Genomic DNA, 25691 nt, shown 5'->3' with positions numbered 1-25691 from the left:
CATGAAACTACGATTTAAACTTACCTACATAGGCGTTGCTTTATTGACCTTGTCCTCGTTGAGCAGCTGCAATCACGACGATTGGTTTGACCGGGATTCAAAATCATTGATTACCGATGCACAGCTTTGGAATGATCCGAAACTATTGACTTCACTCGTCGCCAATTATTACGATAGAATGCCAACGTTACATGGTGTTTTCAATACAGGAGGAATGACCGAATTGGATGATGCGATGTGGTCGGGACATCGCGATCAAAACTGGCGTAACGATTACCAATTTGGTGACGATTACGGTCGCTATTGGGACTATGGACTTATTCGGGATCTGAATCTTTCCCTCGAAAATATCGATCAGTTCAGTACACAATTGTCTGATGCACAACGTAAGCAGTATAAAGCCGAATTACGCTTCATCCGCGCTTTTGTTTACTTCGAACTCGTCAAACGCATGGGAGGGGTTCCGATTGTCACTACGCAACTTATCTATGACTTTAGCGGCGATCCAACACCATTGCAGGTGGCACGTGCCAAAGAGTATGAAGTCTACGATTTTATTTACAAAGAACTGGAAGAGATTAAGGAAGATCTCGCCGTCTATAATGCCAGTAAGACCAGAGCCAACAAGTATACGGCATTAGCTTTGGAAAGTCGGGCAATGCTTTATGCGGCATCCATCGCGAAATATAATAATCTGATGGCCTCACCGATAACGACTGGAGGGGGAGAAGTGGGAATTCCTGCCAATATGGCTACTGGGTATTATACCAAGTCGCTGGCTGCCTCCAAGGAAATTATGAACGGTCCCTATGCGCTTTACAATGAGAATGCCGATAAAGGTGCCAATTTTTATGATATGCTCAATAAGAAAACTGGTGCTGAGGTCATCTTTGCAAAGGATTTTGTAACGAGTTTAAAAGTTCACCGCTTTGCTTATGACAATATCGTCAGAAGTCTGACCGAAGACAATGAGTCGTCATCGACGATTTCGCCTTCATTGAGCCTTGTAGAAAGTTTTGATTATCTAGACGGTAGCAAAGGTACATTACATGATAAAAACGGCGCAGGAAATTACGTAGCCTACCAAAATATCAACGATATTTTTGCAAATAAAGATGCCCGTTTGTTTGGAACGGTGATTTATCCGGGAACTTCATTCCGCGGACGTGCTGTAAGTATTCAGGCTGGAGTGGCAACTTGGGGGGCAAATGGAGCCTACCAGTTTACTGCAGCACCACAACTGGGACAGAATTATGCGAGTGGTGGTTTGTGGACCGGCTTTGATGGACCGCTTTATGATGCACAGGACGTCAGCAACACCGGTTTCTATATCCGGAAATTTGTCAGTGATGCGCCGGCGGCCAGCACACGTGGTACATCAGCTGCTAACTGGTGGCCGTGGTTTCGTCTGGGTGAAATTTATCTCAATGCGTCAGAAGCTGCATTTGAGCTGGGGCAGACTGTAGATGCAAGAACTTATGTCAATAAGTTACGGGAAAGAGCAGGATTTCCGGCCAATAGCATCAGTAATCTAACGATGGATATCATCCGTAATGAACGCCGTGTCGAACTTGCCTTCGAAGATCATCGTTACTATGATCTTAAAAGGTGGCGTATTGCGCATTTGGTGTGGGACGGATCTGAAAATGATCCCAACGCGGTTGTATATGGACTATATGCTTATCGTGTCGTGCGTCCAGGGCATGCCGATGACGGTAAGTATATCTATGAACGGGTAAGACCTGCGCGTTTCAGAAAGGCACGCTTTTTCCGTATGGCCAATTATTATGCGTCCATTAGTCAGGATGTCATCAATAAAAATCCTAAAATAGTTAGAAATCCATTTCATTAATCTAATTGAACCATGAAAATAAAATTTTTAAGCTTATTGATAGCTTTTGCAAGTCTACTCGTTGTAGGTTGCGAATATGATAATTTTGAAGCTCCAAAATCAACCCTATCAGGACGCGTTGTTTATGAGGGGAAGGCGATTGGCGTTCGGAATAACGGCCCTCAATTGGAATTATGGCAGGATGGGTACCCGCTTCGCTCAGCAATACCCGTATATTTTGATCAGGATGGCTCTTTTTCTGTTAGTCTTTTTGATGGCGAATACAAATTGGTGCGGAAAGGAGATTCACCATGGCTGCAACAGGCAACTGATACGGTTTTGGTACAAGTGAAGGGCAATACGACCATTGATGTACCTGTAACACCCTATTTTACGGTGACAAACGAGTCTTTTCAAAAAAATAATAACAGTATTTCGGCTAACTTTACGGTGAACAGAATAGTAGGTACGGCAAATATGGAGTTTGTGCGTCTTTACCTCGGTAAATCTGTCTTGACAGATCAGGTACAACGCGAGCTACGTGTGGACGCCAATTTGGCAAACGTTGCTTTCGGTCAGCCGACGAGTATCGTCGGAGAGTTGCCGGACAATTTGAAAAACCTCGATTATGTGTTTGCCCGAATAGGGGTGAAAGCTACGGTATCGGGAGAGTACTACTATACTGCCGTTCAAAAAATAGCTTTAAAATAGGTGCTGACGACAAGTTAAATGGTCAGATTACGAAGCCACGGGATCAAATCCCGTGGCTTTTAGAGATGCAAAAATGTATAGACGCAAAAATATGCCAATGCTTATTTCTTCAACTAAATCTTCATGAAAAAAAACAGAATTTCAATCTTAGTTACCTTATTTTTAATACATGCTACGTGCGGTGTTTTTGCACAGGCTTATCGCAGCGGACCTACCGACAAAGATTTTGCAGGTTACTTATTTGCCTATTTCAAAGGGAATGCGGTTGTAGACGAAGCTGTTTGTTTTGCGATCAGCACAGATGGCTATACCTATCGCGCGTTGAATGATAATCAACCTATCCTGGATTCGAAGATAATCAGTAAAACCGGCGGTGTTCGGGATCCGCACATTCTCCGTGGCGAAGATGGAAAAACATTTTATATGGTGCTCACCGACATGACTTCCTCCAAAGGCTGGGATTCTAATCGGGGTTTGATCCTGCTAAAATCCGAAGACCTTGTGCATTGGTCCCATCAGGCAATCGATATACAGCAGCGTTTCAAAGGTCAGGAAGCGTTGAAAAGAGTATGGGCGCCCCAGACTATATTTGACCCTTCGGTGGACAAATATATGGTGTACTGGTCCATGCAGCACGGAAATGGTCCAGATATCATCTACTATGCTTATGCAAACAAGGACTTTACAGATTTTGAAACCGAACCTAACGTGCTGTTTCTTCCAAAAAATGGTAAATCCTGTATCGATGGCGATATTATTGCAAAGAATGGTTTGTTCTACCTTTTTTACAAGACCGAAGGACATGGAAATGGTATTAAGCTGGCGATAACTGATTCCCTGACTTCGGGTAAGTGGATTGAACAACCGGGCTATAAACAGCAGACCAATGATGCTGTGGAAGGATCCAGTGTCTTTAAACTCAATCAGTCGGACAAATATATCCTGATGTATGATGTCTATGGTAAGGGGAAGTATCAATTCTGCACCTCTGAAGACCTTGATCGTTTTAAAGTAATCGACCATCAAATTGACATGGATTTTCATCCACGGCATGGGACCATCATTCCTATTTCAAGACAAGAAATTCTGGATTTGACCACCAAATGGGAGAAACCCAAAGATATGGAATTCACATTCAGAAAGAATCCAGTATTGGATGGCTTTTATGCCGATCCGGATGTCCTCTATTCCAATAAAACAAAGAAATACTATATCTATCCAACGAGTGATGGCTTTGACGGTTGGGGTGGTTATTATTTTAAAACTTTTTCTTCCACAAATCTAAGTCATTGGAAAGATGAGGGTGTGATTTTGGATCTGAAAAAAGATGTTGCTTGGGGGCCTCGACATGCATGGGCACCTACAATTACGGAAAAGAAAATCAAGAACGATTATAAATACTATTATTACTTTACAGCGGCCCAAAAGATTGGTGTTGCGGTGGCCGATTTGCCAACAGGCCCATTTAAAGATTCAGGTAAACCCTTGATCGATTTTAAACCAAATGGTGTAAAAGGAGGGCAGGAAATTGACCCTGCAGTGTTTAACGATCCGAAATCGGGAAAAAGCTACCTGTATTGGGGAAATGGCTACCTAGCTGTTGCTGAACTCAATAAGGATATGATCTCGATTAAAAGAAATACAATCAAAGTGTTAACACCCGACAAGACTTTCCGGGAAGGCGCCTATGTTGTCTACCGAAAAGGTCTTTATTATTTCTTTTGGACGGAGGATGACACCCGAAGTGAAAATTATCGGGTACGTTATGGAACTGCGACTTCTCCAGATGGACCGATCACTGTTCCTGAAAATAATTTAGTCTTGCAAAAGGATCCTACCCAAGGAATTTATGGTACAGGACATAATTCTATTTTGCAGATTCCAGGTAAAGATGAATGGTATATTGTATATCATCGTTTTAATTATCCCAAAGGTATCGATATGGGCGATGCAGCTGGGTTTAATCGAGAGGTGTGCATGGACCGGTTATTTTTTGATGATCAGGGCCATGTATTGCCTGTCGTTCCTACACTTTAATCACTAAACCTAATGCATATAGTACAATGAAAAAAATAATAAGAAATCTGGCTGTTTTAGCTGTGTCAAGTTATTTGGGTATGAATAGCTTATATGCACAGCCCGGATTTGGTATCGCCGAACGTGTGAATTCGGATTGGCGTTTCCATTTGGGCGATATTGAAGGACAGGCAAACGCTGAAAAGAATCGCGCAGGCTGGCAGCCCATTAGTTTGCCCCATGATTGGAGCGTAAAATATCCACTGAGCCCAACGCTAGCCAGTGCGACGGGCTATTTACCCGGCGGCATTGGCTGGTATCGAAAACAACTGACCATACCAGTGGAAGATCAGGGGAAAAGGTTGTTTCTATATTTTGAGGGGGTTTACAACCGAAGCGAAGTTTTTGTCAATGGTAAATCGGTTGGAAAGCGGCCCAATGGCTACGTTTCCTATTCGTACGATATCACACCATACATTGAGTTTGGGAAGGAAAATACCATTGCTGTTAAGGTCGACCATAGTAAAAGCGCCGATTCAAGATGGTATACAGGATCAGGAATCTATCGCGATGTATGGCTTGTAAAGGCGAATACGCTGCATATCGATCAATGGGGAGTCTATGCATATCCAGAACTAAGACAAGGAAAAGGAATTTTAAATACAGAAGTAGCCTTTGTCAACAGTATGCAAGTTGCTGCCCCGATTAAAGTGGAACAGGAGCTGCTTGATCCAACAGGAAAGGTGGTTGCCAAAAAGTCGCAGAAAGTGCAGGTCGGGGCCGCGGGTAAGGCAACTGTAACACAGCAATTGGCAGTATCGAATCCATCGTTGTGGAGTTTGGATCAACCCACACAATATACCCTGCGGACCATCGTAAGCCAAAATGGAAAGCGGATTGATCAGTCAGAGGTGAAAACAGGCTTTAGGGCCTTTACATTTGATCCGAACAAGGGCTTTGCCTTAAACAATTCCTGGATGAAAGTCAAAGGTGTTTGTTTGCATCACGACGCTGGGGTATTGGGAGCTGAAATGTATACTGAAGTATGGCGCCGCCGACTGCTCACCTTAAAATCTTTGGGGGTTAATGCCATTCGAACCAGCCATAATCCGCAGGCATCATCACTTTATGCTTTATGTGATGAGCTCGGTTTACTTGTTATGGACGAAGCCTTCGACGAGTGGGAGTACCCGAAGAGGAAATGGTTACAGGGATGGAATGTCGGGACACCGGGTTTTGAGGGATCATACGACTTTTTTGAATCCTGGGGAGAGCAGGATCTGGCCGATATGGTCAAAAGAGACCGCAATCACCTTTCGATCTTCGCTTGGAGCATAGGCAACGAAGTGGATTATCCAAATGACCCTTATTCACATCCTGTCCTTAACGGCGAGAAGAAGGAAGGTGGTTTCACGCAGGCCTCGTATGGTGGTTACAAAAAGGATGCACCAGATGCGATGCGATTGGGGGATATCGCCAAACGCTTGGCTGCGGTTGTGAAAAAATATGATAAAAGTAGGGCTGTTACAGCAGGGCTTGCTGGGGTAGCGATGTCGAATGAAACAGCCTATCCTGGAGCACTTGATATTGCAGGGTACAATTATACCGAAAGTCGTTATCAACAGGATCATCAGCGCTATCCAGCACGCGTAATTTTTGGAAGCGAGAATCGACACGATCTTCCAGCATGGCTTGCGGTACGTGACAACAACCATATATTTGGCCAATTTTTGTGGACAGGTATTGACTACCTCGGAGAGTCGGGGCGTTGGCCTTCACGTGGATTTTATTCAGGACTGCTGGATTTCGCAGGTTTTATCAAGCCGCGAGGCTATTACCGTCAATCACTGTGGTTGGATAAACCGATGGCCTACTTGGGTACTTATCCATTGCAGGGAGGTGCCGCAGCTACAGATGTTTGGTCTGCATTGGAATCTGAACAGGGGCAACGGAAAAATGAGGCACCTTCCATGGACGCCTGGCCAGTCTGGAACTACCAAGAGGGACAGCAGATCAGGGTGGTCTGTTATACCAATAGTGCTAGCGCGCGCTTAGAATTGGATGCTCAAGTGGTGGGCGAAAAGAAAAACTACGATCAGAAAACAGGGATCATCTTTTGGGACATTCCTTATAAAGCAGGAAAGCTAGAGGTTGTGGGTTTGGATGCGAATGGCAAGGAGGTCGTTCGGCATGCGATTCAATCCAGCGAGAGACCCGCAGTTATTCAAGCTGTCATGTTGGGTAATCAGCAAGTCGAAGCTGGTGGAGTGATCCAAATTGCTTTGCAGATCCTGGATGAAAAGGGCGTTCCTGTCGTTATTTCGGAGGATGAAATTACCTGTGATATCGTGGGAAATGCGCGTCTACTAGGAATGGAAGCTGGAAATAACGCCGATATGAGCGATTATACGGACAAGAAGCAGCGCGTTTATCACGGAAAGATGATCACTTATGTTCAGGCTTTGGGTAAATCTGGAGAAACGGTCGATGTACGTTTTACCGCACCTTGGTTGAAAACAGCAACGGTAAAATGCCGGATAAAATAATCCTCTTTTTGTTTTTTGTTCGCACAGATCCCGACTATTCTATTTGCTATGAATTTATTCTGATTTTGATGAGTGTCATAATTGCTTTATAAGGTTATAGCTAATAAGATAAACTTTAAAACTGGAATATACGAATACCAAATTATCACTAAAAACAATTTTTAATCAATTTTTATACAGTGATTAGTCATTATTTATTCAGTTCGTACTGAGTAATCACTGAACGAGCACTGAACAAGCACTGTTAAAAGGTGCAGTTGGATACCTATTTGGTACTCACTTGCTACAACTTAAAATTAACCGCATAAAAAGGGAACAAACTATACTTGTGCTTGAGCGTAGTGTTGAAGAATTGTTTGAACTTGAAGACAAAGATTAAAGTCATTTTGCAAATAGTTCTTGTCCTGAAGAAGTTACAAGGATGATAGATTTCAATTGGAAGAGGATGTTGATGCTTTGTCAAAAAATAAGTAAGGACTGTNNACAGTCCTTACTTATTTTTTGATTAGTTTATTGCTGGGAATTGCTCAATAGAGTAAACAAAGCTTTAGCAGTTTCTTCCGAAGACGCAGGGTTTTGCCCGGTAATGAGATGGCCATCTTTGAATACATAACTATGCCAATCTTCCCCTTTGCTGTACTGTGCACCCAATTTTACAAGTTCATCTTCTACTAAAAAGGGAACAACAGCCGTTAATTGAACCGCTTCTTCCTCGCTATTTGAAAATCCGGTAACTTTTTTACCTTTGACCAGTGGCTGACCATTACTATCCTTGACATAGCGAAATACAGCTGGCGCATGGCATACGGCGGCGACAGGTTTGTTGTGGGCCCAAAATGACTCGATCAATGCAACGGATGTCTTATCGTTGGTTAAATCCCACAAAGGACCATGGCCCCCAGGATAGAAAATCGCATCGTAGTCCTGTTCATTGATCGTATCCAAGGCTAAGCTATTTGCCAATTTTGTTTGGAGCTCCTTATCTGCATCAAAACGTTTGGTTGCTTCTGTTTGAAAATCTGGGAGCGCACTTTTAGGATCGATTGGTGGTTGCCCTCCTTTTGGAGATGCTATGGTGACGTCCACTCCTGCATCTTGTAAAACATAATAAGGCGCTGCAAATTCCTCCACCCAAAAACCTGTTTTTTCTCCTGTATCACCCAATTGGTCATGTGATGTCAATACAACCAATACTTTTAATTTGTCTTTTTTCATATTAAATAACCAAGTCTGTTAAAAAATTATATGTTTAAAACGATAGTACAAAGTAGGGGATAAATTGCCGGAGCCCTATGTGATATACATCACAATTTGGAGAATGGTTTTGCTTTTGTGATCTAGATCACATTATTTGGCTTGGTATAGCCTGCTTAGTGTTTCGCGGGAAACGCCCAGATATGCTGCGATCAAATGTTTGGGAACGAGATTATAGAGTTCAGGGTATTGCTGCATGAGTTCCTCGTAGCGGCTCCGCGCATTGTTGTTCAGCAGTGACATTATTCTTTTTTGCAGCCCAATGTATCCTTTATTAGAACGCCATCTGAAAAAGGTTTCAACTTCGTGAATTTCCTTACATACTTTTTCCCTGTCCTCATTCGATAAGCAGAGCGTGTCTGCCTCGCTTACACAATCTAAATTGACTGTAGCCCTGCTTTGATTATGCAATGCATTATAATCAGAAGCCCACCAGGTCTGTGTGGCAAACTGTAAGATATGCATCTTTTGTTCATCGTTGGTAAAAAAAGTCTTTAAACAACCATTTAGCACAAAATACTCTTGTTCGACCAGATCTCCTATGCTGATAATCTGTTGTTTCTTTTTAAAGGAGATCGGTTTAAAAAAAGAAAAGAAGTAGTCGAATTGTTCGTCGTTCAACTGGACGGTCTTGTCGATATGTTGTCTCAGAATTTCACGTTCGTTCATAGCTAACAGTTACTTGATCGATTTAAAATTAAACAAAATCTCACAAGGATAGCGAAGGGATGCATCAAGTTCCCTTCATATCCCTATCATATACTAAGATAATATTAATTTGATTTTAACTTGTTCCTAGACAAAAAGGGGACTTGAAATCCTTTAGCCGCGCTGCTAAATTTCCATGTTTAACCGATTTAGTGATTTATAAAAAATGATTTTTTTAAATTTTATTTTGTTTATACAAAGTTATTTTCTATTTTAGTGTTGCCCATTCAAGGGCACTTTTCATAAAATAGGTTAATAATATGGCTAAAACACCCGGAGTACCCCATGCTTTCGGGTGTTTTTTTGTTTTTTACCCTTGCGTTATTTCCTTGGATATGTCCTATAAATTTAAATGCTTAAGAACCTATGTCTTGCCTGATTGGCTCATTAGTTAATTATTTCCGTTTTAATATTCTAGAATAATCGCTAGTAATCTCATGATTATGAAAACTTATTTCGCTGTATAACGATTCTGCTACAGTGTTGCTAATTATAATGACTTTGAGTAAGTTTAAGGAAAGAGCCACAATAAATAAATTATGTCGATCGTTGACAAGCAAACCTTAGCGGATTTAAATGTTACCAACAGTAGGTATAAGGATATGGTCGATTTTTTCGATTGTACAGTTACGCTAGGTGGGCGGGATATGTTGTATAGTTATTTTCTTAAACCTCTTTCCTCTAAATTGGAAATAGAAAGCAGACAGCATCTAATTCTTTTTATGCAAAAAGTTGAGATTTCGGATCTATTGGATAAGTATATGATGCAGGATCTGGAGCAATATTTGTCTCTGCCGCAAGAACCCTATTCACCTTCCAGGGCTACTTATTATCTCGAAATGGTGTCAACGAATTTTTTGTCTTTGGATTTTAAAAAACGCGAGATACTTATTAAGCGATCTATTCACGAGATCGCTAAGATTACAGATGGTCTTGCTATTTTTTTAGCATCTGCAAAATCAGAAGGTCATAGTTTAGCTATTCTCAAAGAATATCGTAAGCACATAGATTGTGTTTTGGAAGATATCGATCGGGATGAGTTTAAGCAGTTGCTGAATAACAAATTTTCTAAGGAGCTGATGATCAAATACGATTATCTTTTTAGAAATATAAAACGAAATGCAATACGTGAGATTTTCGATGTTTTGTATCATTTGGATGCTTTGTTCAGTGTAGCAAAAAGTATCAAAGGAAAGAATCTTGTTTTTCCTCAAATTGAGGAAAAGACAGGGGGAGAGGATATGATCACCATACGTGGAGCTTATAATTTATTTATTGAAGATGCCATTAAAAATGATGTAGAAATAAAAAAAGAAAACAACCTTTGGTATCTGACCGGAGCAAATATGACGGGTAAATCTACCTTGTTGAAGACAATTGGAAGCTGCGTTTATCTGGCACATCTTGGTTTTCCGGTTTCAGCAGATGCGATGAAAACAGTACTTTTTGACGGAATATCGGCGACCATAAATTTAGGTGATAATATAAATGCAGGTGCAAGTCACTTTTTTAACGAAGTATTACGGGTTAAACATTTGGCGGAGTTACTGGCATCCGGTAAGCAAATGTTTGTTCTGATGGATGAGCTATTCAAGGGGACAAACCATGGTGATGCCAGTGAAGCAACCCTGGAATTAGTTAACTGTTTGAAAGGATACAAGAACTGTGTATTCTTATTGTCCTCACATATTACGGAAATTTGCCCCATACTGTATAAAGAAGGTATTACACTGAAATATTTGGGGGTTCAGTTGGATGAAAAGGAGGGAATTATCTTTACATACCGACTTTTGGATGGTGTTGCCGAAGAAAAGTTAGGCATGTGGTTATTGCGCAAAGAACGGGTATTTGAGATTTTAAGGGAATTTGATTTGGGAATACAAAAAGAATGAGATTATTGTGATATTGATTATCTTGTTTCAGTTTTATAGTCTATGGTAAACTTTTGGTCAAACCGAATCAATTATTTAAGCATTTTTTTAGGTGGTAAAATTGCAGATATCTTTGGATCCAGTAGACTTGACGAAGTAATGGGGAACGAACCAAATAAACAATGGGGCTCGGTAATACTGTTGAAAGCAAATAAAATCAAAGTTTTAAGCAAGTATCTGAAAGTCGCGTCAGTAAATGTATTGGCAAACTAAAAAGATGAATTACTTTAAAAAACAACTCTATATCCTGTGTCTACTAGGCGTGTTGGGCCAGGCAAAGCAGAGCTATAGTCAGCAGCTGCCGCTATTTAACAAAGAAAGCAACAGCCTGTCTGGAGACTGGCTAATAGGAACTTCCCATGCGAAAGCAGGGCTCTTCAAGACGAAAGAAGGTCATTTGGTATTTTCCAATGGCTTGGTCAGCCGTACATTTACGACTTTTCCAAATGTAGCCAGTATTGGTTTGGACGAATTGACTGGAAATACAGCATTTCTAAGGTCGATCCGATCTGAAGCCAGTGTAACAATCGATGGGTTTACCTTTGATGTCGGTGGATTGGAAGGACAAAAAGTACATAATTACTTACTAAAAGAATGGATACCGAGTTAAAAGGCTAATCCCATGGCTTTTAAGTTCCATGATTATAAAATTGAAGATACAAAACCCCGTTTTGGCTGGAAAAAGAGGCCAAACTGGATGCCTAAAGAGATGCCCTGGCCAGTGCGGGGCAAAGAGCTGACATTTAACTATACATTGGATCAACAGGCGATCGATGCTCTTGCCGCAAAGAGCAAAAGTGACCAAAACAGATCATTGCTGTTGGAAGATAAATTTCAGCGTTTAGCGTCCGACTGGAAGTTGATGGTGTCAAAATCACATGCACGTAATTCCTTTGTCAATGAAGGAAAAGTGGGCGAGATTATGGCACTGGAGAATGCGGCAGTATTTGCTGAAAGAGCGGTTCCTCAAGACGCAAAGGTACTCGTCGCCAAGATGAATAAAGGTACTGATCAATCCAACGATTGGGGATTGGGTTTTGGGCTAACACTAACGAATAGTAGCCCCAGACTTTATTGGCGAGCAAGTGAAGGCAAAGTAGTCTTTTTTGATGGCAAACGCGATAACGGAACCTTCGAAGTTGGTAAAGCAGATCAGCTATGGTTTAGATATGAAATAGCGGATAAAGAATTATTGGCACAAGCCTCTTTGGATGGACAACAATGGCATACCGTCGGTCATCTTTCGCTAAAGTCAGGTGACAAGATACAGTTGGTTCGTGTCGGAAAAATGGATCCAAACGGCGGGAACAAAGATGGAAAGGCTTCTACAAAGGAAGGTCGCTCCAAAATAGAAGGTTTTTGGGCATACGGTGATTTTTCATCCCAATTTGCAGGCGATTTGTCCAGTAAACTTGCTTATATGAAAAACGTTACGGTACAGGTTCATTATGATCTTTATGATGACATGCCGATCTTTAGTAAGTGGATTACTGTGCAGAATCAGTCGGACCGGGAAATTGTGGTTAATAGCTTTAAGAGTGAGCAATTGGCTGTATTTGAGCCCGAAAGTTCGGTAGATCATAGAAGCCGTTGGTTATACCATAATATCACCGTGGAAACAGATTATACATTTGGCGGTATGAGCGAGGAAGTCGTTTATTCCTCGAGTCTGGAGTGGAAAAAAGACCCGCTATATACCACACAGGTCCACTACGACCGGGAGACACCCTGTCTGTTGGAAGTTGCACCTAAAATGGGACCCGAACAACAGGTTGCTGCCGTTGGAGAATTTGCAAGCTATCGGGTTTGGGAGCTGTTGAACGATAGCTGGGAACGCGAACGTAAGAGCCTTGGATATCGAAAAATGCTGCGCTCCATGGCGCCATGGGCAACTGAAAATCCAATATTGATGCATGTACGGAGTTCGGACAACGAGTCGGTAAAAAAGGCAATTGATCAAGCAGCGGAGGTTGGTTTTGAAATGGTGATTATGACCTTTTGGTCTGGATTCAATGCCGAAGATGATTCTCCCGAAAATCTCAAGCGTATGAAAGAGCTTGCTGACTATGCGCATAGCAAAGGAATTGAACTTGGAGGCTATTCGCTCCTGGCCAGTCGGCATATTGATGCTAAAAATGACGTTGTGCTACCTGAAGGCATGCATCCTCGCTTTGGAAGTTCACCCTGTATTGAGAGTGAATGGGGCCAGGCTTACTTCAAAAAGCTGTATAACCTGTATGAAAGTTCGGGACTGGGTGTATTTGAGCATGATGGCTCTTATCCAGGGGATTGGTGTTACGCCACCGATCATCCCGGACATCACAATGAAAAAGACTCGCAATGGAATCAGTTTAAACGGATCACTGATTTTTACAAATGGTGCCGTGAAAAGGGAATCTACCTGAATATTCCGGATATGTATTTCTTTAATGGTGGAAACAAAGTCGGAATGGGCTACCGTGAGGCGAACTGGTCGCTTCCGAGGACACAACAGGAGATTGTGGAAAGACAGAATATCTTCGATGGTACCTGGGCTAAAGCTCCATCCATGGGCTGGATGTTTGTTCCTTTGGTAGAATACCAAGGTGGCGGCAAAGAGGCAACGATAGAGCCGTTGAAGGATCACCTACCGCATTACGAGCAACGCTTGGCCAATCTATTTGGCGCAGGTGTACAGGCTTGTTATCGTGGACCACAGCTTTATGACTCCCCAGAGACGAAAAATGTAGTAACCAAATGGGTGAATTTTTACAAGAAACACCGTGAAGTTTTGGACAGTGATATCATCCATGTGAGACGTCCTGACGGGATGGATTATGATGCTATTTTGCACGTGAATCCAGCGGGAAAAGAAAAGGGATTACTAATGATCTATAATCCATTGGACGAAGCGATAACACGAAAAATTAAGGTCAACTTATACTATACCGGACTGAAAGGAAATGTGCAAGTGGTTGAGCAAGATCAAAACAGTAGGACAATGCCATTAAATGCAGCCTCAGAAGGGATCTTTGAGGTCAATATACCAGCAAAAAGTCAAACTTGGTTTGTGATTAAGTAAAGAGTCTTCTCATCATTGTGATGAGAAGACTCTTTTTTTACCCGATGGGATAGGGCATTCTATACGTTATTCAATATGGAGCAATTTTTTGCTCTGTTTCGAACGACTATTTTCATTAAAATCCTCCACCTAAAAATAGTAATCCTGATCGCTGTTGAAACTGCGGCCATCAAAGTTGTCGTCGTAGACGATGATGGCATTTTATCATAATTCATTGCCGGCTATTTGCCGTCCTCTTTCTTGGGGGGGCATTTTACAAACACGCCCGTTTCGAGTGTCAGTTCACCGGTCGTAGGGTTATAACTATCCTTGGATAGAATAGGTATTTCACCGGCAACTTTACTTTGTTCGGGGTTGGTATAGTGTAATGGGGGTAAGATGAGGCTATCGGGAAAGACATATTCCGTAGCCATCTTCTTCTTGAGCTCTTCATCTATACTGCTGTTTTCATATTTTTTTTAAGCTCCTCTTTGCTTTGGGAAAAGGTTATGTCGCTGAATAAGGTAAGCGGTACAAGCACTACCAAGATATTTTTTATCAATTTCATAAACAGTTTTAATTGCGTCCACCAATATACTTTTTTTTCTTATAGCAGTAAAGGGCTAATTAACCAGCCGATTAAAATAATACAATAAACGAATCGTAAATCATTTTTGGCGAATTGTAAACGGAGGCTTGAATCGCTGACCGAGGACTTTATATTTGGATCCAAGAAATGCCGAAACATATCTTGGCGCTTTTTTGAAGTAAGAAATGAGCAGATCTTAATTTGTTAATTTATTGCGCTGCAGATTTATGTGCGACATTTTAATTTTAATTGTCATAGTAGATAGTGCCTTACACGTAAGGTAAATGTTTTTCATAGGTAGTAAGCCGTAAAGGACTCCCCGTCCTTGCGGCTTTTTTTGTGCTTATTGTTCAGTTGAAGAATGGCTGGCTAATATATTCCTATCGTTAGTTTGCAACGACATGTTTTATGTCTTGGCTGTTTTAGGCTGGGAAAAAAAAATAAAAAAGTCAAAATTCCTTTAGGACGTTTTGTCTTTCCCGTTGTCATCAATGTATAAATGGAGATTTTGGCCGTTAAATATCCATTTGAAATGCAACTACTATGAAATTTTAGCCTATTAATCATTTTTAGCATGGCACTGACTAATAAAATATTCCAGCAAAGTGAGATTGAAAGTTTTGAATTCAATCACAAAGTCTTAAAAAACTGTTCTTTTATCGATTGCAAGATAAAAGGGAAAAGCTTCATGAACTCCATGTTTCGTGATTGTAAGTTCATTCGCTGTACCTTTGTAGACTGTAACTTTCAGTCTGTTGTTTTTCAGGAATCTGGGCTTTGGATGGAAAGTACATTCGAAGCGAATGATTTTTCGAAAGCCATCATTGGAAATCTAAAAATTGAAAAGTCGTCCTTCCTTTACAATACATTTGACAAAACAACTTTCGACGGGACGAACTTGATTCATGTGGTATTTAAAGGAAAGATCAGTTCTTCATGGTTTTATGGAATTCCTTTTACAGAAGACTTATATTCCACCAATCTTTTTATTCTCAAAAAAGCCAAACCATTAAAGACTCCCTTGGTAAATTTTGGTCATGCAGAATTAAAGGACGTTATATTTTCTCGAGGGCTAGATCTCTCCAGTACAGTTTTTCCAAACCAAGAGCATCTTAAAATTATCAATAATCCCAGACGTTTTTTTGTTAGTTTCCTCAAAAGGTCAAGAGAAGTGTTTACGGATAATGAATCGTTGGTTTTCTGTCGGGACTTGGTGGATAATGTCTTGTATAAGCCCGAAAATAGGGGGATGCCAATCATATTGGTTGATCTAAATCAGTTTTACCCCTCATTGAATGAAAATAGAGATCGTCTTATTGTTGATCTATTAAAAGCAGGATAATCATATCATTCTATATATAATTGTTAGTGCAAAGCCGTTTGGAGTTCCCAGCTCTAGCGGCTTTTTCGCTCCCGACCTGCTTATGCATTTATTCGCTCCTGTCATTACCTTTGTTCGCTCTTGTTCCTAGTGAACACCTAGCTGAAACCTTGTGTTTACCTAGTGAACTAGGTTAAGACTGGGCGATTCATAGGGATTTGCTAGGTGAATTCCAAAAGCAAGGCAAAAGCAGGGTAGAAGCAGTGCAGTCAAAAGACCGTGCAAAGGCCAAATCTGATGATGGAAGTTAAAGTGCATCCTGCTGTATCATAGTTTTTTTATGTTTTTTTATATATAAGAAAATTAGGTATATTTAATTACTTTTTTAAGATGAACGAATGAAAGATACGAAGCTATTAAAAGGCACTTTACAAACGATTATTCTGAAGCTATTGTCTGGAACGGAAAGAATGTATGGCTATGAAATGACCCAACAGGTAAAACTCATAACAGATGGGGAGTTTATCCTCACTGAGGGAGCGCTCTATCCTGCACTACATAAGTTAGAAGCGGAAGGGCTTCTGGATACAGCAATAGAAGTTGTCGATGGAAGAGCAAGAAAGTATTACTCCCTGACAGTGAAGGGAAAAAAAGCGCAGATAATTAAAATGAAAGATGCGTTGACCTTTGTGGAGAAGTTGCAGGTTATTTTGAACACGAAACCAATTGTATCATGACAGAAAAGAAATTGACCAAAGCGGAGTTAGGTATTCTGATGGATTTTATCCGTTCTAAAGGATATCATTATGTTGATGTTCAACTTGAAATTTTGGATCACTTCGCCTGTAAGGTAGAGGAACTGATGTCTTCAGATGCCGGCATGTATTTCAATCGAGCCATTGATCTCGCTTATGCCAGTTTTGGAGAGTCAGGGTTTGGAAGCATTGCAGCTAGTTATGAATTGAATCTGCAAAGAAAACAAATCAATAAATTTCCTGCTGATTTTTTACAGTTCGTCAAGCATTGGCATAGTGCAATTTATATCGTGTACTTCACATTGTTCTATTATTTTGTGCCGCTCGATGCAGATGGTTTTTGGACGGGATTAAAATTAGGGATGATTGGTACATTAGTTTTTTATATTCCAGTATACCTATTGCGGCATCGGCCTCGAGGGAACAAATACTGCGTTTATCGCAATTATCTTGGTTTAACAATACCGATTATGATTTTGATCATCGGGTTGGTTTCTTCGGAATGGATCGTTAATTATGTTCCTTTAGCTTTGTATCGTGTTGTTATTCTTATTTTTATGTATATTGGATTAGGAATTTTGTCTATCTTTGAGAAGAATCTAAAGGCCATTGTCCGACGGGTAGATGAGATCGAAGTGCTGCACCAGAGCTGACGATTAATTTTTTAAATTATGAAATATCTTTTCCTGTTGTTATTAAGCATTTGTTTTTTGTCCAGTTGTGACAAAGAAGATAGTGATTTTGACGCTAGGGAGATCGGTGATGGAACAATGGCTAAAAGGTATCAATTTGTAGGGCGTTCCGTCGGGTTTTCGGTTAGCCAGATCTACGTGGATGGCACTATAGATAAAAACTTCTATTTGGGGACAGTTTGGGGATTAAAAGATACTACGCCGCAACTAAAACTAACTTCCCTTCGCAATTATAAACCTTTCAAGAGCACAATTTCTTCTACACAGCCAACTTTAGCTCCAATCCGTATCATTCCTGGATTTGATGCTGTGCGAGCTTTCGCTAAGAAAAGCAAGGGGGAACCGGCTGTTTTGAAGCAGTCGTCTGTAGGGGCATTTTTCGATTATAGAGCGATACGCTACCATCTTAATAATAGCCCTGACGTAGATAGTGTACTCAAATTGGTCCGTCACCATGATTCTACCACGATAAAAAGAGCTAATAGCCTGTTATTGCGTCGAGAACATATTACATTTAGTCTCCATGCGGATCTGAAAGACTATGAACAGGCTTTTAGTAAGGATGCACTAGGGAAGTTAAAAAAATCAGGATATAATCCCTACTATGTTTCGTCAGTCAACTATGGTACCCACTCGATTATGATGGGAGAAAGTGATTTTACACGTGGTGATCTTAAAAACGTATTGGAAAAATTGCTGTACAATCAATTTCTGACAAAAACCGACGAAACGGTGTTAAATCGTTCCGATGTGCTGGTTTATTTGCGTGGTGGACGTCAAACTAGTTTTATTAGACGCGCAACAGGTTTGGACGCTATTAAAAAACTTGTCATTGATTATAAAAATGAACTTGAACTGCAACAGAATAGCTTTGACTACCCCATTAGCTATAGTCTAGGAAACCTTAATTCCTATGGGGACCTGAAATTCTGGTACTCTTATGATTTTCTCGTCCGTGAGGAAAAAGAATGATTTTTATTTAAACATTTGGATAATTAAAAGGATATTTTTTACATTTGGGCTATTGTCGCAAACGGCATCATAGCGCAGTTTCCTGTCTATCTATTTTAAACATGGCATAACCATTAATTAGCCTTTTTGCTTCAATACCATTATTAGCTAAAAACAATTAAAGAAGAACTATGGAAGAAACAATTAAGACATTGATCTACATTCACGCATTTTTTGGTGGGATAGGATTGATTACCGGCCTGATCAGTGTGGCTGTAAAAAAGGGAGGAGCAGGGCATAAGAAGACGGGGATCATATTTTCCTATGCGATGGTGATTAGTTCTTTAATTTCACTTGTTATTGCGAGAATGCCGGGCCACGAAAACACATTTTTATTTTTGATCGGTATCTTTACCATCTATCTCATTCTGGCGGGTAATCGCGCGTTGACTTTACGCAGTAAGATTAAACAACAGACCGATTGGAAAGACAAACTTATTTCGGCTACGATGCTGCTTGCATCGGTTGGTATGTTATGTCTTGGTTTAATTGGATTAATACAGCAGGTGGCAAATTCTGTTTTATATGTCTTTTTTGGTGGTTTTGGTGCATTTATGAGTATTCGAGATTTTCAGCTGTTTAAAAGTTTCAAAGAAAAGAAAAATGGCTGGCTGGTCAGTCATTTGGGTCGTATGGTAGGCGCATTGATTGCGTCGGTGACTGCCTTTTTAGTTGCCGGGATTCAGCTTGGTTCAACGCTGGTTTGGATTACGCCAACCATCATCGGCACCTTGTATATCATCTATTCCAATAGAGCATTGAATAAAAATAAAGTGCTTCGTGCGGATTTGCATTAATCCAGCGAGTTAAACATTTGAATTGATTGAAGAAAGGCCTAAGTTTTTTATTTAGGCCTTTTTTAATGCTTGATCTTATGCTCATGAAACCTTGTCAAGAGGTTCTTTGTGCCTTTTTTTTACTCCTACTTTTGATCCAGTTCAATGCAATAGTGCTAGGTTCGCTAGATGCCGAAAGGCTTGTATTGTGATCTAATAAAGGAAATAGGCAATATTCGAAAGGCTTTCCTTGTGCTTTAAGTGCATTGAGATGTTCAATGGATAAACCTACAGGTATTTGGATATCTTTGGATCCAAAAAGCCAGAGTCCTGGAGTTGTTATTGTTTTAAGTGGTGTCATGGGATCGGTATTTGTAAATTGATAGCGATCCGGATCATTTGCCACATGTTGTCTAGCATCGGCTTCCGTATGTTTATCCCAAAAATCTTTTTTCCCATTCGTAAAGAACTGGAAGCGAAGCTGCTCACGGGCAGGGATGACTGCTCCACTGTACAAGACAAAAAAGTCGACCAAAGGATTTTGGTTGGTAGCTAAGGGAATGATCCATCCTGCTTGGCTGAATCCAAGTAGTCCCATTGGAATGTTCGTCTTCCCGAGTTGCTGATGGAATGCTTTTACCGCTGCTTGTGCATCTTTGGCCAGCAGGTGGAGGTTGGCAGAGTCGATATTATTTGTACCGACCTCAGGGCCAGCGTAGGTTCCCTCAGATTTACCAACTCCGCGCTTGTCATAAGTAAATACAGCAATACCGTTTTGAGCCAAATATGAGGCAAACTCCATCATCCTTTTCTCTTGTCCAGAACCATGGATAAGGACAATGGCCGCATGGGCACGGCGAGGCTGAAGTATGGTTCCTGTTAACTTAATACTCTTACTTTTAAATACAATATCTTTTGTAGACCAGTCTAAAGATTGGGCTTTTGCATGTTGCGCGAAGAGCAGGCAATACATGGCGACGAGAAAAGGTAGCGTACGAAGTGTAATCCGCTGTAAGGGAGCATAGTTCGTCAGGGAACAGTTTAATGAGGAGGATTTAGGCATAATTAATTCGGTGTTAAATTTATTTTTGTCTAAAGTAACGAGTTTAAATTTAAAAAGTTTGTGCTTTTCGGTGGACTGTAGGTTTGAATCGGTAAATCGTCCTGTTTTTGCTGTAAATGGCGGATCAAAATTCCCTTGAATCGTCTGCTTGGTTCTTTGCAGATAGCAATGTCCATTCTTGAAAAAGGTTTACAAAAGGTTTAACACGGCTTTTACTTTACGGTTGGTCTAATACGACTCTTACTTCACAGCTGGTCTTTTACGGGGTTTTGATTTGTCTATATTTATTTGGGTAAAAACTAGTGGTCAAATTTGATTTTATTCCGTTTTATAATCGTTATTTCTACGGAACTTATTTGGTCTTTATTCGCTTTCATCCGAATGAAGTCCGAATGAGGTCCCTATAAAGTCCGTATTAGCTCCCTGAAAATTAAGAAATTTGTAAGAAATAAAATAGCGACGGAATAAGATTCGTTAACAGTGTTTTAAGTTTTTCTTTCTTGTTTTATAAGGTAATATATCCTTTATCAAAAGTTAACATCTGAAAATTACTTTTGATTTGAATGAAGCGATTGTTCCTGCGGTAGTTTTCCTTAAGGAAAACTCAGCAAGTAAGAATAACTAAGCAAGGACAACCATAAATCTTATGAAAGAATACTATGCACATTTTCTGCAACATGATTCCTCTCTTAGGGGAAACCGATCTCAGTACTGGACTCCTTATTGTTTTTGCCCTTTGTTTATTTGCCGTTGTGGCCTTTGAATTTGTCAATGGCTTTCATGATACCGCGAATGCTGTTGCAACGGTCATTTATACCAAAGCACTTAAACCAATTGTAGCCATTCCTTGGTCTGGTTTTTGGAATTTTCTAGGTGTTTTTGCAGGCGGAATAGCCGTGGCTATGGGAATCCTTAAATTGGTGCCTCTGGATACCTTAATGGCACTCCCGGTTTCCGTAGGCGCTTGTCTGGTCCTTTCTGTATTATTGGCTGCTATTATCTGGAATTTGGGGACTTGGTATTTTGGTATTCCTTGTTCGAGTTCACATACCTTGATCGGTGCCCTTATCGGGGCTGGTATAGGCTTCACCTGGTATTACGGTGGCAGCGGTGTCAATTGGCATAAGGCTGAGGAAATTGGTCTTTCTTTGATTCTGTCACCTTTGATTGGCTTTGGTCTAGCGGTGATATTGATGCTCTTTTTGAAGCATGTCGTCCGTTATAAAGCACTTTTTCACATCCCACAAGGAGAAGATGACAGACCTCCATTTTTAGTACGGGGTATTCTTATACTGACCTGTACATTGGTCAGTTTTTTTCACGGTAGCAATGATGGACAAAAAGGAGTAGGGCTGTTTATGCTGATCTTAATTGCATTTCTTCCTGCCCGTTTTGCAATAAACCATTCCGTACCAGATGCGGCTGTCATTAAAACGCTCGATCAAACGGAAATCGTGTTGCAGACAATTGCTTCAAGTAATGTTGTTCAGGGAACGATGTTTGCACATGTCCATGAAGAGATTGAGCAAGTCAAGTTGCATTTGATGGATAAAAGTGTAACGGATAAAGCTGGGACGTTCAAATTCAGAAAAGAGGTTGAAGGTTTGGTCAAATCGATTGCTACATTGGAGAGCAATAAACGGATCAATATCAATGCTGAAAATCGACTGGAGCTCAATCGTAAGTTGGGTGAATTGAAACATCTTACGGACTTTGCACCGATTTGGGTGATCTTAACGATTTCGGTAGCACTAGGTTTGGGAACAATGATCGGTTGGAAACGTATTGTAATAACAATTGGTGAAAAAATAGGAAATGAACATTTGAGTTATGCTCAGGGGGCCTCAAGCGAGATTGTCGCAGCTTCGACAATTGGTATCAGTACCGTATTGGGTTTGCCCGTTAGCACAACGCATGTGCTCTCAAGTGGTATTGCTGGTTCAATGGTAGCTTCTGGAGGAAAGAGCAATTTAAATAAAGGAACACTCAAAAGTATCGGTCTTGCTTGGGTACTTACTTTACCTGTGTCGATTGGCTTGGCTTTATTACTATTTGTATTCTTCCATCTTTTTATTTAGTTGATTGTTATCTGAATGTTTTTGTCATCCATTGACTTTGTACACATGGCTATTGGCAGTTTAATATTAAAACTTAAAAAATGAAACAAATTCTCGTTGCCTCTGATTTTTCAATCAATGCAAGTCATGCTTTGCGTTATGCCTTGTCTTTGGCTTCTCGTTTGCATATGGAAATTGCTGTTGTACACGCCATACACCCGACAGAAGGGATCAACAACAGTACTTATAACGCGATCTTTATAGAAGATTATTACGCTAGAAAACGAGCTGCTTTGCAAGAATGGACTGATCAGGTGGTTCAGGAAAATAAATACAATGGCCTTAAAGTGAGATCTGTTGTCGAAGTAGGTTATCTGCGGAATGTAGTCACAAAGTATGTTGAATATACCGATGTTTCTTTTTTGGTGATGGGAATCACTGGGGCGACGGGCATTAAAGAAATTGTCGGTAGTAATGCAAGTATGGCTGTGACAAAATTGCGTATTCCGACCTTGATTGTACCTCCTGAAAGTAATCTGTCCGCTATTCCGGTCATTACATTGGCAACGGATTACAAAACCACAAAATTGTCTGTGCGTGATGTCAAAGCGCTCAATCGTATTTTAAAACTTTCGGACCCCAAGAAGTTGGAAATTCTACATGTTTCAGAAAGGGATTTGGACGAAAAGCTGGTGCGTAATGGGGAGAAAAAAATGCGTCAGTTGCTTCCTAACGTAACTATCAACTTTAACTATGTGGATGAGGATGATACACGCCCATCGTATGCGATCGTTGATTTTGTGGAAAACAATCAGACCGATATTCTATGTTTGGTCAAACGCAACCATAATATGATTTATCGTTTATTTGCAAGTAGTACGGTGAATGAAGTTCTGAACCGATCGGTTAAAGCGATTTTGGTGTTGCATGAATAGTCTATGTTGAAACTTTTTTACGCTATATATCAAGCCGTTTTGGATTTTCCAAGCGGCTTTTTTTCAATGACAAAAAGATGGATTGATAATTCAGAAACCAATTTTGAGCCAGTAGGCAATCAGTATCACCTTAAATTAACCTAAAAATCTCTACAAGTCGTCGTCCTGTGGAGATTTTTCACTATAGTCCCTTATAGTGCGCTGAAACTTTGTATATTTTTCCATGTACATCTAATTCCATATATTCCGCGGAAAGCGAATCGTTGACGCTTTTATAGAAAAGTACCATGGAGTTTACGCCCGTAAGTATGTGGTAAAGCTCAAAATGAAGTTCTGGATATTTTTCCAGTGCGCTTTTAAAATAAGCTTTTAATTCTTCTTTGTTCTTTATATTTCCCGCCGTATTCACACCCATTTTCTGAATAAATGGGGGAGCGAAAGTCAATGTCTTCACTATAGTGTCACATAATTGTATCCAGATCGTGTTGGTTCCAGGGATCAACCCAATGTTGCGTAAGATCTGCAGGCTGATTAAAATTATCTAGTGTATTCATATTGTATTAAAAATTAATCGATGTATCTGACGGAATTGTCAAACCAAACCGCTTAAAGCAATATACATAATTTAACTGTCTTATCTGGCGTAAGGATGGATAAACCGTTATTGACCCACAATTTGTTGGAATCGCTAAATTGAACAAACGGTTGCGTTTTGATCAGAGTTGTCAATGCTGATAATTCTCGTTATTATCGTAAGGTTATAGTCTGTTCGTAAGCAGATTGACTATAGTTTGTTCGTTTATAAAATAAGAAAATTGTGAAAAAATATCTATTTCTTGCGGGTATTCAGGTAATGTCAGTGCTAGGGTTATCGGCCCAAACGACAAGGTCAACTGTGCCATTACAGCTATTGGGTACCCGGAGTTGGATCCGTGTAGACACGAAGGATAATCAACCGAGCATGTCCGGAGCGAAAGTCTTTTGGGCAAAAACGAATAAGAAACCGCAAACAGCCAATGCGATATTAGCAGAAGGTGCCAAACGTTATTATATTCAGCAGGTGGAGCCTGAAACGACCTATTATATCTGGATAGAATCTGCTACAGGAAAATCCTTGGCGAATGGAAAAGTGTATACGAGCAAGAAGTGGCAGCTGGATGATACTGAACTCGATGAGGAGCAAAAGAATCCAAGCTCAAGAGCTGTTCCTATTGGTATGGAAGTCTATTGGCAGGATGAATTTAACGATCAATTACTTAATCGGAATAAATGGACGACCAACTATTTCTCGTCCCTGAACTATCTGAATGAAAAATCCAAGGATGAAATGTTGCATGATCGTTTGCCACAACCGGCTTATACGTTAAATGGATCAGCGATCAATCTGTATGTCAATGATACCATTCCCAAGCGGATTTTTACGGAGGGTGGCAACCAAAAGATTTCATCCATCCAAACCTACGATTGGAAGTCCAATGAAAATTTACTGGACAACAGCAAAGGTGGGTACTTTGAAGTTAAGGTAAGGCGTAACCGCCAAGGTAGTCCCAAGGGAACAAATACAGCTTTTTGGTTTGATTCACCTGGGCCAGATATTCGTTATTATCTTCAAGAAGGATCCGAAGTCGACGGAATTAAAGGCATTCGTCCAAAGGGACAGCTTTTTGAAATCGACGTTTTCGAATATATTACGGCTCAATTTGTGGTACATGGGCATGTCGATCAAAAAGGGGTATTTCAACGTAATCTTGCTACACATATTGCGGAGGGGTATGAACATGTCGGACAATGGGTAACACATGGAGTATTGTGGACACCTACCAGTATTAAACATTATATCAATGGAGACCTGATCAAGGAGTATAAGAATAAAAATCAGATTTATTCACCCAACCACTTTTTGAACGTATTTCTTGGAGCCTATGGATCTGAACGCGGAGTCAATATGGAGGTCGATTATATTCGGGCGTATAATTGGCCTTTAAAAGATGGTAATGAATTGCCTAACCCAGATTTTGAGGGTAAATCTGGTCTTGCACCTTGGGAAGGAGCAGCGGTCATCGAAGAACGGCGTGGAGAAAAAGGCAGTAAAGCGGTCGTACTTGCGCCGGGTCAAAAAATAGAGCAATATGTTTATTTGGATCCTCAACAAGACTTCAAGCTTGGCTATTGGAGTAAAGGAGGTAAAGTTCAGGCGGAAGTGGATGATGTTGCTGTCGTAACAGGAAAGTTATCGACTTTAAAGACTTTAATAGCTGATTCAGGAAAGAGAGGTGGAGAACAGGCGGTTAATTTTGTCACTGGCAAGGAGATCAATCCGAATAAAAAAATAGTTCGGATCGGATTTACCAATGTAGGAACGGAAAACGCATTTTTGGATAATATCATATTGAAAAAAAGATAGTTATAATGCAGTTTTCTTAATAAATATTGGCTTCATGTATATCACGTTGGA

20 protein-coding genes are annotated in these 25691 nt (G+C 40.5%); 15 read left to right on the top strand and 5 right to left on the bottom strand.

Features of this window, described 5'->3' with window-relative positions; translation table 11 throughout:
• The first annotated feature begins 1 nt into the window (after position 1).
• The 4 genes from B4Z90_RS02835 (at position 2) to B4Z90_RS02820 (ending at position 7104) form a co-directional block, all read left to right on the top strand.
• The gene (locus tag B4Z90_RS02835) at positions 2-1852 is read left to right on the top strand and encodes a RagB/SusD family nutrient uptake outer membrane protein (protein WP_112376025.1); all 1851 of its coding nucleotides are present in this window, start codon (positions 2-4) and stop codon (positions 1850-1852) included.
• 12 nt (positions 1853-1864) lie between these two features.
• A complete protein-coding gene (locus tag B4Z90_RS02830; RefSeq protein WP_112376026.1) occupies positions 1865-2542 on the top strand; it encodes a DUF3823 domain-containing protein in 678 nt (225 codons plus the stop codon).
• A gap of 123 nt (positions 2543-2665) precedes the next feature.
• Positions 2666-4579: a family 43 glycosylhydrolase gene (locus B4Z90_RS02825; RefSeq protein ID WP_112376027.1), complete on the top strand. Its 1914-nt coding sequence runs from the start codon at positions 2666-2668 to the stop codon at positions 4577-4579.
• A 26-nt stretch (positions 4580-4605) separates the two neighbouring features.
• Entirely contained in the window at positions 4606-7104 is a 2499-nt protein-coding gene (locus B4Z90_RS02820; protein ID WP_112376028.1) for a sugar-binding domain-containing protein, read from the top strand.
• Positions 7105-7614: 510 nt separating this feature from the next.
• Here B4Z90_RS02820 and B4Z90_RS02815 read toward each other — a convergent pair.
• Entirely contained in the window at positions 7615-8319 is a 705-nt protein-coding gene (locus B4Z90_RS02815; RefSeq protein WP_112376029.1) for a type 1 glutamine amidotransferase domain-containing protein, read from the bottom strand.
• 132 nt (positions 8320-8451) lie between these two features.
• The gene (locus B4Z90_RS02810; RefSeq protein WP_112376030.1) at positions 8452-9027 is read right to left on the bottom strand and encodes a Crp/Fnr family transcriptional regulator; all 576 of its coding nucleotides are present in this window, start codon (positions 9025-9027) and stop codon (positions 8452-8454) included.
• A gap of 578 nt (positions 9028-9605) precedes the next feature.
• Here B4Z90_RS02810 and B4Z90_RS02805 point away from each other — a divergent pair.
• The 3 genes from B4Z90_RS02805 (at position 9606) to B4Z90_RS02795 (ending at position 14058) form a co-directional block, all read left to right on the top strand.
• Positions 9606-10958 carry a MutS-related protein gene (locus B4Z90_RS02805; RefSeq protein WP_204991020.1) on the top strand — a complete coding sequence of 451 codons (1353 nt, stop codon included), beginning with the start codon at positions 9606-9608 and terminating at the stop codon, positions 10956-10958.
• Between the two features lie 256 nt (positions 10959-11214).
• The gene (locus tag B4Z90_RS02800; RefSeq protein ID WP_146753177.1) at positions 11215-11607 is read left to right on the top strand and encodes a hypothetical protein; all 393 of its coding nucleotides are present in this window, start codon (positions 11215-11217) and stop codon (positions 11605-11607) included.
• Positions 11608-11619: 12 nt separating this feature from the next.
• Positions 11620-14058: a hypothetical protein gene (locus B4Z90_RS02795; RefSeq protein WP_112376035.1), complete on the top strand. Its 2439-nt coding sequence runs from the start codon at positions 11620-11622 to the stop codon at positions 14056-14058.
• Between the two features lie 221 nt (positions 14059-14279).
• Here B4Z90_RS02795 and B4Z90_RS02790 read toward each other — a convergent pair whose 3' ends face one another.
• Positions 14280-14471, bottom strand: coding sequence for a hypothetical protein (locus tag B4Z90_RS02790; protein ID WP_146753179.1), 192 nt, complete (start codon positions 14469-14471; stop codon positions 14280-14282).
• A gap of 729 nt (positions 14472-15200) precedes the next feature.
• On the opposite strand from B4Z90_RS02790, the gene B4Z90_RS02785 reads away from it, so the two are divergent.
• The 5 genes from B4Z90_RS02785 (at position 15201) to B4Z90_RS02765 (ending at position 19202) form a co-directional block, all read left to right on the top strand.
• Positions 15201-15968 carry a pentapeptide repeat-containing protein gene (locus tag B4Z90_RS02785; RefSeq protein WP_112376036.1) on the top strand — a complete coding sequence of 256 codons (768 nt, stop codon included), beginning with the start codon at positions 15201-15203 and terminating at the stop codon, positions 15966-15968.
• 377 nt (positions 15969-16345) lie between these two features.
• Positions 16346-16684: a PadR family transcriptional regulator gene (locus B4Z90_RS02780; RefSeq protein WP_112376037.1), complete on the top strand. Its 339-nt coding sequence runs from the start codon at positions 16346-16348 to the stop codon at positions 16682-16684.
• On the top strand, positions 16681-17355 hold the full coding sequence (locus B4Z90_RS02775) for a hypothetical protein (RefSeq protein WP_112376038.1): 675 nt from the start codon (positions 16681-16683) through the stop codon (positions 17353-17355). Before B4Z90_RS02780 ends, B4Z90_RS02775 begins: the two co-directional genes overlap by 4 nt.
• 18 nt (positions 17356-17373) lie before the next feature.
• Positions 17374-18366, top strand: a complete 993-nt coding sequence (locus tag B4Z90_RS02770; protein WP_112376039.1) for a hypothetical protein — start codon at positions 17374-17376, stop codon at positions 18364-18366.
• A gap of 170 nt (positions 18367-18536) precedes the next feature.
• Positions 18537-19202 carry a hypothetical protein gene (locus B4Z90_RS02765; protein ID WP_112376040.1) on the top strand — a complete coding sequence of 222 codons (666 nt, stop codon included), beginning with the start codon at positions 18537-18539 and terminating at the stop codon, positions 19200-19202.
• A gap of 94 nt (positions 19203-19296) precedes the next feature.
• Here the strand turns inward: B4Z90_RS02765 and B4Z90_RS02760 are convergent, their stop codons facing one another.
• The gene (locus tag B4Z90_RS02760; RefSeq protein ID WP_083296047.1) at positions 19297-20244 is read right to left on the bottom strand and encodes an alpha/beta hydrolase family protein; all 948 of its coding nucleotides are present in this window, start codon (positions 20242-20244) and stop codon (positions 19297-19299) included.
• A gap of 677 nt (positions 20245-20921) precedes the next feature.
• Here B4Z90_RS02760 and B4Z90_RS02755 point away from each other — a divergent pair.
• Positions 20922-22322: an inorganic phosphate transporter gene (locus B4Z90_RS02755; RefSeq protein WP_070568003.1), complete on the top strand. Its 1401-nt coding sequence runs from the start codon at positions 20922-20924 to the stop codon at positions 22320-22322.
• Positions 22323-22402: 80 nt separating this feature from the next.
• The gene (locus tag B4Z90_RS02750) at positions 22403-23236 is read left to right on the top strand and encodes a universal stress protein (RefSeq protein ID WP_046675350.1); all 834 of its coding nucleotides are present in this window, start codon (positions 22403-22405) and stop codon (positions 23234-23236) included.
• Positions 23237-23417: 181 nt separating this feature from the next.
• On the opposite strand, the gene B4Z90_RS02745 is transcribed toward B4Z90_RS02750, so the two are convergent.
• Positions 23418-23690, bottom strand: coding sequence for a nuclear transport factor 2 family protein (locus tag B4Z90_RS02745; protein ID WP_286801342.1), 273 nt, complete (start codon positions 23688-23690; stop codon positions 23418-23420).
• A gap of 363 nt (positions 23691-24053) precedes the next feature.
• Between B4Z90_RS02745 and B4Z90_RS02740 the strand changes: the two genes are divergently transcribed.
• On the top strand, positions 24054-25640 hold the full coding sequence (locus B4Z90_RS02740) for a glycoside hydrolase family 16 protein (protein ID WP_286801341.1): 1587 nt from the start codon (positions 24054-24056) through the stop codon (positions 25638-25640).
• Positions 25641-25691: the final 51 nt, after the last annotated feature.

This window comes from Sphingobacterium sp. UBA5639, from assembly GCF_002421245.1.
GTDB classification, from domain to species: domain Bacteria; phylum Bacteroidota; class Bacteroidia; order Sphingobacteriales; family Sphingobacteriaceae; genus Sphingobacterium; species Sphingobacterium multivorum.
The sequence above is the reverse complement of the archived record's forward strand: the minus strand, read 5'-3'. Positions and strand labels throughout refer to the sequence as shown.

Coding starts and splice junctions, on each gene's coding strand:
- B4Z90_RS02825 (WP_112376027.1), top strand. CDS start 2,666: ATGAAAAAAAACAGAATTTCAATCTTAGTTACCTTATTTTTAATACAT.
- B4Z90_RS02775 (WP_112376038.1), top strand. CDS start 16,681: ATGACAGAAAAGAAATTGACCAAAGCGGAGTTAGGTATTCTGATGGAT.
- B4Z90_RS02780 (WP_112376037.1), top strand. CDS start 16,346: ATGAAAGATACGAAGCTATTAAAAGGCACTTTACAAACGATTATTCTG.
- B4Z90_RS02750 (WP_046675350.1), top strand. CDS start 22,403: ATGAAACAAATTCTCGTTGCCTCTGATTTTTCAATCAATGCAAGTCAT.
- B4Z90_RS02785 (WP_112376036.1), top strand. CDS start 15,201: ATGGCACTGACTAATAAAATATTCCAGCAAAGTGAGATTGAAAGTTTT.
- B4Z90_RS02805 (WP_204991020.1), top strand. CDS start 9,606: ATGTCGATCGTTGACAAGCAAACCTTAGCGGATTTAAATGTTACCAAC.
- B4Z90_RS02820 (WP_112376028.1), top strand. CDS start 4,606: ATGAAAAAAATAATAAGAAATCTGGCTGTTTTAGCTGTGTCAAGTTAT.
- B4Z90_RS02790 (WP_146753179.1), bottom strand. CDS start 14,471: ATGGCTACGGAATATGTCTTTCCCGATAGCCTCATCTTACCCCCATTA.
- B4Z90_RS02810 (WP_112376030.1), bottom strand. CDS start 9,027: ATGAACGAACGTGAAATTCTGAGACAACATATCGACAAGACCGTCCAG.
- B4Z90_RS02760 (WP_083296047.1), bottom strand. CDS start 20,244: ATGCCTAAATCCTCCTCATTAAACTGTTCCCTGACGAACTATGCTCCC.
- B4Z90_RS02830 (WP_112376026.1), top strand. CDS start 1,865: ATGAAAATAAAATTTTTAAGCTTATTGATAGCTTTTGCAAGTCTACTC.
- B4Z90_RS02795 (WP_112376035.1), top strand. CDS start 11,620: ATGGCTTTTAAGTTCCATGATTATAAAATTGAAGATACAAAACCCCGT.
- B4Z90_RS02755 (WP_070568003.1), top strand. CDS start 20,922: ATGATTCCTCTCTTAGGGGAAACCGATCTCAGTACTGGACTCCTTATT.
- B4Z90_RS02815 (WP_112376029.1), bottom strand. CDS start 8,319: ATGAAAAAAGACAAATTAAAAGTATTGGTTGTATTGACATCACATGAC.
- B4Z90_RS02765 (WP_112376040.1), top strand. CDS start 18,537: ATGGAAGAAACAATTAAGACATTGATCTACATTCACGCATTTTTTGGT.
- B4Z90_RS02835 (WP_112376025.1), top strand. CDS start 2: ATGAAACTACGATTTAAACTTACCTACATAGGCGTTGCTTTATTGACC.
- B4Z90_RS02800 (WP_146753177.1), top strand. CDS start 11,215: ATGAATTACTTTAAAAAACAACTCTATATCCTGTGTCTACTAGGCGTG.
- B4Z90_RS02770 (WP_112376039.1), top strand. CDS start 17,374: ATGAAATATCTTTTCCTGTTGTTATTAAGCATTTGTTTTTTGTCCAGT.